Source organism: Streptosporangium sp. NPDC006013, from assembly GCF_040614275.1.
Lineage (GTDB): Bacteria > Actinomycetota > Actinomycetes > Streptosporangiales > Streptosporangiaceae > Streptosporangium.
This window is the reverse complement of sequence record NZ_JBEXUE010000502.1, coordinates 1-7,136: the sequence shown is the minus strand read 5'-3', so window position 1 is coordinate 7,136 and position 7,136 is coordinate 1. Positions and strand designations below refer to the sequence as shown.

Sequence of the window (7,136 nt, the reverse complement as noted above, 5' to 3'; positions counted from 1 at the left end):
TCACCCGTCGTGGGGCCACCGGGCATCCGTCTGCCCAGCTCCAGGGGGCGGAACAGGCAATTGACGCATGGGGCGACATTACGATGTCCGTGTGCCGCATGCCCCGGCGTTCGCCCTGCCCACGGCGTTGCCGCCGGCGCACCGATGAGTTTTCGCGCGGTCCGCCGTCCCAACGGGGGTCAGTCGAATCGATCTCGACGGAGGTAGGTCATGGGTAAGTTGCAGTACCAGTGCACCATGTCGCTGGACGGCTTCATCGCCGGCCCGGGAGGTGACATGTCCTGATTGGCCGGGCACCTCGGGCCCAACCCGATGGTGGAGGAGATCATGGAGCAGACCGGTGCGCTGCTCGTCGGCAACCGCACCTTCGGCGGCGACGATCCGCACAGGGGCACCGAGCAGCAGGGCGAGCCGTACGGCGGGGGGTGGACCGGGCAGCAGTTCGTGCTCACCCACAAGGCGCCGGACACGCCGGTGCCGGGCGTCACCTTCGTCGGTGACCTCGACAGCGGTGTCGCCGCGGCCAAGGCCGCCGCGGGTGACAGGTACGTCGGCGTCCTCGGTGCCCAGGTGGCCCGGCAGTGCCTCGACGCGGGCGTGCTCGACGAGATCCTCGTGTTCATCGCGCCCGTCCTGCTCGGCGACGGCGTCCGGCTGTTCGATCATCCGGGTGGGACCGACATCAGGCTCGAACGCCTCAGCGTGACCCAGGTGCCCGGAGCGACGAACCTCCGGCTACGCGTCCTCAGCTGACCCGTTTGCCGGGCCGTGGATGTCCGGCGGGCACACGCCCCATCGGAGCGCCGGTCAGGACTGTCCGTGACCCCGGCGAGGCCGGTACCCGAACGGCACGGGTACCGGCCTCGCCAGGCTCATCGGCGCAGGGGCCGGGAGGTGGGCCTGGTTCCGATGACGACTGTGGCGTCCAACTCGTCGGAACCGGCCACCCTTGGGATCAGCCCGTTGCGGGTGAAGGCCTCGACGGTCCGCGGCGCCTGGCGCTCGCTCGTCTCGACCAGCAGATGGCCGTCCGGTGCCAGCCACAGTGGCGCCGCGGCGGCCAGGCGCCGTACGACGTCAAGGCCGTCCTCGCCACCGTCGAGTGCCACCCGGGGTTCGTGGATGCGGGCCTCCGGGGGCAGCAGCCCGATCGCCTCGGTGGGTACGTAGGGCGCGCTGGCGACCAGGAGGTCGACACGCCCCCGCAGCGTGCCGGGCAGCGGTGCGTAGAGGTCACCCCCGTACACCTGACCGCCGGTGGCGGCGACGTTGCGGCGGGCGCACCGCACCGCGGCGGGGTCGATGTCGACGGCGTGCAACTCGACCCGCTCCAGCGCCGCGACCAGTGCGGCGCCCACCGCGCCCGAGCCGCAGCACAGGTCGACGACGACCTGCGTCCGGACGGGGGCCTGTCGCTCCTGGACGGCGACGGCCTGGTGGATGAGGAACTCGGTGCGCCGCCGGGGTACGAAGACACCGGGGTCCACGGCTATCCGCAGGCCACAGAACTCCGCCCAGCCGAGGACGTGTTCGAGAGGCAGGCCGGCGACCCGGCGGTCCACCATGGCGGTGAGGTCGGATGGAGTCCGTGCCGTGGAGATGAGCAGGTCCGCCTCGTCCTCGGCGAACACGCAACCGGCGGCCCGGAGCCTGGTGACGATGGCGGACTGGAGGCAAGGGGACAGCGGAAAAGACACGAGAGCCTTTCGGGATGCCGAAGGGTGCTCTCCCGGTCACCTATGCCCGGTGAACCGCACGGTCGTGAGATGAGAGCACCCGACCTGACACAGCGGTAATGGGTCTCACCCCCTCGATAGGTCCATTGCTGGAGACGGCAACACTATCCGAGCCGGAGCGCGGCGCAAACACATTATGTTGAGCCGGAACAGCAAGGGAGCGGATTTCACCGCCCGCGTGTCGCCCCGGTGACCGATTCCTGCAAGACGCCGGCCCGGCGGCCGGAGCAGGATGAACGCCTGATCCGCGGCCCACGGCCGGAGCCGGGGGCCACCCCTCACCGGCCCGGCCCCCGCTTCACCGCCATCGCACACCGGGAGAACTCAGATGAACGTCGACCTTGCCGCGGCGGACGCCTTCATGGCCACGCACGCGCGTGTCCTGGACCGCCGCCGTTTCGAGGTGCTGATGGGCCAGGAGGACCCCGCCGCCGTGCTGGCCGCCCTGGACGGCCATCGCAATCCCGACGGCGGCTACGGCTGGGGCCTGGAGCCCGACCTGCGCTCCAGCGAGAGCCAGACCGGGGCCGCGGCGCACGCCTTCGAGGTGTTCGAGGACATCGCCCCTGCCACCACGTCGCGGGCCGTGGCGCTGTGCGACTGGCTGGAGTCGGTGTCCCTGCCCGACGGGGGCCTGCCGTTCGTGTTGCCGCTGACCGGCACCGCCGGTTGCGCCCCCTGGTGGCGGGAAGCCGACCCCTCGGTGTCGTCGTTGCAGATCACCGCGGTGTCCGCCGCCGTCGCGCACCGCGTCGCCGTCCACGATCCCGCCGTGGCCGCCCATTCCTGGCTGGAGCGGGCCACCAGGTACTGCCTGACCGAGATCGAGGCGGTCGAGGCGGTGCCCTCCGCGTACGTGCTGGCCTTCGCGGTGCGGTTCCTGGACGTCGTGCACGGTCGCCTGCCCGAGGCGGCCGATCTCCTGCGCCGCCTCGGCAGGTACCTTCCCGCCGACGGCCGGGTGCACGTCGAGGGCGGCACCGAGGAGGAGACGCTGCATCCGCTCGACTTCGCCCCCTACCCCGGTGGGCCGGCGCGGGAGTTGTTCGCCCCCGAGGTGATCTCCGCCGACCTCGACCGCCTGGCCGGTCTGCAACAGAAGGACGGCGGCTGGACCGTCGACTACGCCAGGATCTCGCCTGCGGGCTCCCTCGACTGGCGTGGCCACACCACGGTCCGCGCCATCGACATCCTGCGTCGGAACGCCAGGATCTGACCTGGCGATCGCGAGCCGCGAAACCGGAAGCGGGGCCGGCCCCGGTCGGTACGGCCCCGCTTCCCCCGTCACGTCCGCGGCGGATCTAGCCGCAGTGTTCGAAGGGGCTGTCGTAGCCGGTGGAGCCCGCCTTGCCACCCCACTTGACGCACTTGCCGGCTCCGGAGGCGCGTATCGGGCCGGCGTAGTAGGCGAAGTTGCCCGAGTCGGTGACGCGGGTGCTGCCCTGCACCTCCAGGTAGGCGCTGGTGGCCGTCGCGGTGCCGATGGAACTGCTCTTGATCGTGGTCACGCAGTTCTGGCCGTTGGAGCCGTTGTAGAGCAGGTAGACGGTGCCCGCCGACCCCAGGGCCGCGGAGTCGATCACGTTGTAGCCGGAACCGCATACCGACTGCGGGGTGTGCGGGTTGCCGCCGCCGGTGTCGCCGGTGACGAACTGCATGTACCTGGTCCAGTTCCAGTTGGGCCCGGGATCGGTGTGGTCGGCTCCCGGTACCTCGACATGCCCGACGATGTGGGCGCGGTCCTTGGGAATGCCGTACCGGTCGGCGATGGCGCGGGTCAGCGCGGCCGAGGAGCGGTACATCGCGTCGGTGAACCAGGAGGCGTTGTCGACGAAGCCCTCGTGTTCGATACCGATCGATCGCCTGTTGTAGCTACCGGCGTGGAAGGCTCTGTCCTTCTCGCGGACCGTCTGCGTGACGTCGCCGTCGGAGGATCGGACGACGTAGTGTGCCGAGGTCGGGTTCGCCCTGGGCCCGGTCTGGAACCAGGAGATCGTTCCCGCGTAGGAACCCTGGGCCACGTGGATGACGATGCGGTCGATCGCGTCATCGGACGGGCGGTTGGAGACGGCGTAGTTGGTGGAGTGGGCCGGCGCCCAGTGGGCCGATGGGTAGTCCACGGCCGCGGCCGCGAAGGTCCTGTCCAGGTCCGGCGCCTTGGCGTACGCGCCCCGGTCGGGTCGCACCGCCTGCGGCCGGACGGTCACGGTGCCGTTCGGCGTCGTGGCCCTGACACCCGAGGCGAGCAGCTCGTAGACGGTGTCGGCGTACAGCCGGGCCACCTGGGGGGAGGAGGCGTTGCCGTACCTGGCCACCGCCGGGTACCACTTTCCGGCGTCCTCGCGGGTGGCGGTGTCCAGTCCGAGCGCGTCGGCGTGGGCGCGCAGCACCGCGGCGCCGCCCGCGATGTTGGCCGCGTCGTCGGTCTTCAGCGCCGAGACCGGCTGCCCGGTCAGCTGGGCGGCCTGCTCCAGGGAGTGGACCGTCGGGTTGCTGACGAGGTGCATCATCCCGTAGCCGCCGCTCGCGCTCGGCTCACCCCCGTGCCCGTCGAGACGGGTCTCGGCGTAGCCGAGCGTGACCAGCAGGTCGCGGGGCACCTCGTAGGTCGCGGCCGCGCGGGTGAAGGCGTCGGCCAGGGGGTCGGGGGGAGCCGCGCTCGCGGGCCGGCCGGCCAGGAGCACCAGGGGAACGAGCGAGCCGGCCAGCAGCGCGGCTGAACGGCGGAGTCGGGCCTTCACAGATTCTCCTCAAGCAGATGGGGGGCGTCGAAGGGGCCGTCTCCGCCCGGTGGAGACGGAGACGGCCCCTTAGGTGGATCAGCTGCCGCAGTGTTCGAAGGGGCTGTCGTAGCCGGTGGAGCCCGCCTTGCCACCCCACTTGACGCACTTGCCGGCTCCGGAGGCGCGTATCGGGCCGGCGTAGTAGGCGAAGTTGCCCGAGTCGGTGACGCGGGTGCTGCCCTGCACCTCCAGGTAGGCGCTGGTGGCCGTCGCGGTGCCGATGGAACTGCTCTTGATCGTGGTCACGCAGTTCTGGCCGTTGGAGCCGTTGTAGAGCAGGTAGACGGTGCCCGCCGACCCCAGGGCCGCGGAGTCGATCACGTCGTAGCCGGAACCGCACACCTCCTGCGGGGTGTACGGGTTGGTGGAACCGCCGCAGTTCTTGGAGGTCACCGTCTGGGCGGGGTAGCCGAACGTGGACCCGTTGAAGACGGCCTTTTGAATGTTGGACGGGTAGCTGGTGCCCAGCCGGACCTCGTAGTGCAGGTGGGGCGAGATGTTGTTACCGGGCTTGCTGGTGTTGCCGACCGTGCCGATCTTCTGGCCCTGGGAGACCGTGGCACCCGCGCTCACCGAGCGCGAGTTCAGGTGCGCGTAGTAGGTGGACCAACCGCTGCCGTGGTCGATCTTGACCAGGTTCCCGAAGCCGTTGGTCGATCCCTGGTGGGCGGAGATGGAGACCGTGCCCGCCGCCGCGGCGACCACGGTGTCGCCCAGGTCGGCGTCGGCGGTACTGCCCCGGTTGAAGTCGATCTCCCATGACTGGTGCGCGCTGCTGGCGCTGGAGTTGCCCGTCCAGGCCTGTCCGCAGGGGAAGGGCAGCTGGAAGTTGGTCGCCAGGATGCTCATCTCGTCGCTCGGCGCGGGGTCCGCCGCGCTGTTGGCCGGCGCCGGGTCCCCCAGTGCCGCCGCGCCGGCGGCCGGTGCCGTGACGGCGCCGCCGGCGAGACCGAGCAGCAGGGCGAACCCCGCCGTGAGTACCCCGTTGAGTCTCATGCGGATCCTTTCCCGCAGGCCCGGCGGGCCGAGCCCTGACCGGTGCCGTGCACTGTCTGTTAGTTCTCTCCGAAAGGCTCTTGCCGGGGTCCAGAGTCCGGATTAGCGATACAAAAATCATCCAAAATCGATATAAAGGCCTATCCGACCCGTACAACACAGCCCGATGAATGGTTGCAGCGCCTCCACAAGAGGAGTGAATGCGGTCATGGTGGTCGATCAACCCACGTTCAACGTGCTCGGTACCCTCGAAGTCCGGAGCTCGGGACGGTCTCTCCGCATCGCCGGTACGAAGCCCAGGATCCTGCTGGCGTCGCTGCTGCTCAACGCGGACCGCGTGGTCGGCGCGGACCTCCTCGTCGAGGTGCTGTGGCCCCGGCAACGGCCACGGTCCGCCCAGGCGAACCTCCGCACCTACGTGAGCTCGCTCCGGGGTGTGCTGGCGGCGGCCGGCGCGCGGATCCAGGCCCGTCCGCCCGGCTACGTGATCGAGCTGGCACCCGAGCAGCTCGACGTGCTGCTTTTCGAGGATCTGCTCGCCAGGGCGCGCGCGGCGGGTCGTACGGACGAGGCCTTCGACCGGCTCCGCCGGGCGCTCGCGCTGTGGCGCGGAACACCGCTCGCCGAGCTGCCGGGCAGCCCGCTCTGGGATGGCCGCCTGCAGTCGCTGGCGGAGGCACGGCTCGGCGCCGCCGAGGAACTGGTCGCCCTGAGACTGGAGCGGGGCGACCACGCAGGCGCGATCGGCGAGCTGCGCGGGCTGCTGAAGGAGCATCCCTTCCGCGAGGACCTCTGGCGGCAGCTGATGCTCGCCCTGCACCGGAGCGGCAGGCAGGCCGAGGCCCTGCACACCTACACCACGGTCAGGCGGCAGCTGGTCACCGAGCTCGGCGTCGAACCCGGCGCGGATCTGCGCCGGGCGCACTCGGCCATCCTGGCGGGAGAACCCCTGCCCACCGTGGCCGTGCCGGGCCATCCTCCGGCTCTCGCCGCTCCCCGGCAACTCCCCCCTGACGTGCCGGACTTCACCGGCAGGGCCGAGAGCGTCGCCCTCCTCACGCGGGCGCTGACCTTCGCGGAGCGCCCGCCGGCCGGACCGCCTTCGATCGTCGTGGTCACGGGGGCACCGGGCGTGGGCAAGTCGGCGCTGGCCGTGCACTGCGCGCATGCCGTACGGGCCGGATATCCGGCAGGGCAGCTCTACCTCGATCTCCGTGGGACCGACCCGGTGCCCGCGGACCCCGGTGAGCTGCTGGCCGAGGCGCTGCGGGCGCTGGGCGCCGATGCGGCGGACCTGCCGGGCACCGAACGCGAACGTGCCGCGCTCTACCGGTCCCTGTTGGCCGAGCGCCCGATGCTCGTCTTCCTCGACGACGCCGCAGGCGCCGCCCAGGTACGGCCGCTGCTGCCGGGCAACGGCTGCGCGGTGCTCGTGACAAGCCGGCGGCGGATCACCGAACTGCCTGGGGCGCTCCAGCTTGAACTGGACGTCCTGTCGCCGTGGGAGGCAGAGGACCTCCTGGCCGCGATCGTCGGGCCCGAGCGGCTGGAACAGGAGAGGGAGGCCGCCTCGGCGATCCTGACGGCCTGCTGCCACCTGCCGCTGGCCGTCAGGATCGCC

The 7,136-nt window shown here is 71.1% G+C and carries 6 protein-coding genes; 3 read left to right on the top strand and 3 right to left on the bottom strand.

Features of this window, described 5'->3' with window-relative positions:
• Positions 1-285: 285 nt before the first annotated feature.
• Positions 286-753 carry a dihydrofolate reductase family protein gene (locus tag ABZ260_RS43060; protein ID WP_355629454.1) on the top strand — a complete coding sequence of 156 codons (468 nt, stop codon included), beginning with the start codon at positions 286-288 and terminating at the stop codon, positions 751-753.
• A 119-nt stretch (positions 754-872) separates the two neighbouring features.
• Here the strand turns inward: ABZ260_RS43060 and ABZ260_RS43055 are convergent, their stop codons facing one another.
• Entirely contained in the window at positions 873-1,697 is an 825-nt protein-coding gene (locus ABZ260_RS43055) for a putative protein N(5)-glutamine methyltransferase (RefSeq protein WP_355569817.1), read from the bottom strand.
• A gap of 367 nt (positions 1,698-2,064) precedes the next feature.
• On the opposite strand from ABZ260_RS43055, the gene ABZ260_RS43050 reads away from it, so the two are divergent.
• Positions 2,065-2,952 (top strand): hypothetical protein, encoded by an 888-nt coding sequence (locus ABZ260_RS43050; RefSeq protein ID WP_355629451.1) that lies wholly within the window; start codon positions 2,065-2,067, stop codon positions 2,950-2,952.
• 85 nt (positions 2,953-3,037) lie between these two features.
• On the opposite strand, the gene ABZ260_RS43045 is transcribed toward ABZ260_RS43050, so the two are convergent.
• Positions 3,038-4,477, bottom strand: coding sequence for an N-acetylmuramoyl-L-alanine amidase (locus tag ABZ260_RS43045; RefSeq protein WP_355629448.1), 1,440 nt, complete (start codon positions 4,475-4,477; stop codon positions 3,038-3,040).
• A 78-nt stretch (positions 4,478-4,555) separates the two neighbouring features.
• Complete coding sequence (locus tag ABZ260_RS43040) at positions 4,556-5,515, bottom strand: M23 family metallopeptidase (protein WP_355629446.1); 960 nt, start codon at positions 5,513-5,515, stop codon at positions 4,556-4,558.
• A gap of 208 nt (positions 5,516-5,723) precedes the next feature.
• Here ABZ260_RS43040 and ABZ260_RS43035 point away from each other — a divergent pair.
• Positions 5,724-7,136 (top strand): BTAD domain-containing putative transcriptional regulator (locus ABZ260_RS43035; RefSeq protein WP_355629443.1); only part of this gene is annotated, 1,413 nt, incomplete at its 3' end.

What these genes read in the sequence shown, in the direction of transcription:
- ABZ260_RS43050 (WP_355629451.1), top strand. Translation starts at nt 2,065, where the DNA reads ATGAACGTCGACCTTGCCGCGGCGGACGCCTTCATGGCCACGCACGCG.
- ABZ260_RS43040 (WP_355629446.1), bottom strand. Translation starts at nt 5,515, where the DNA reads ATGAGACTCAACGGGGTACTCACGGCGGGGTTCGCCCTGCTGCTCGGT.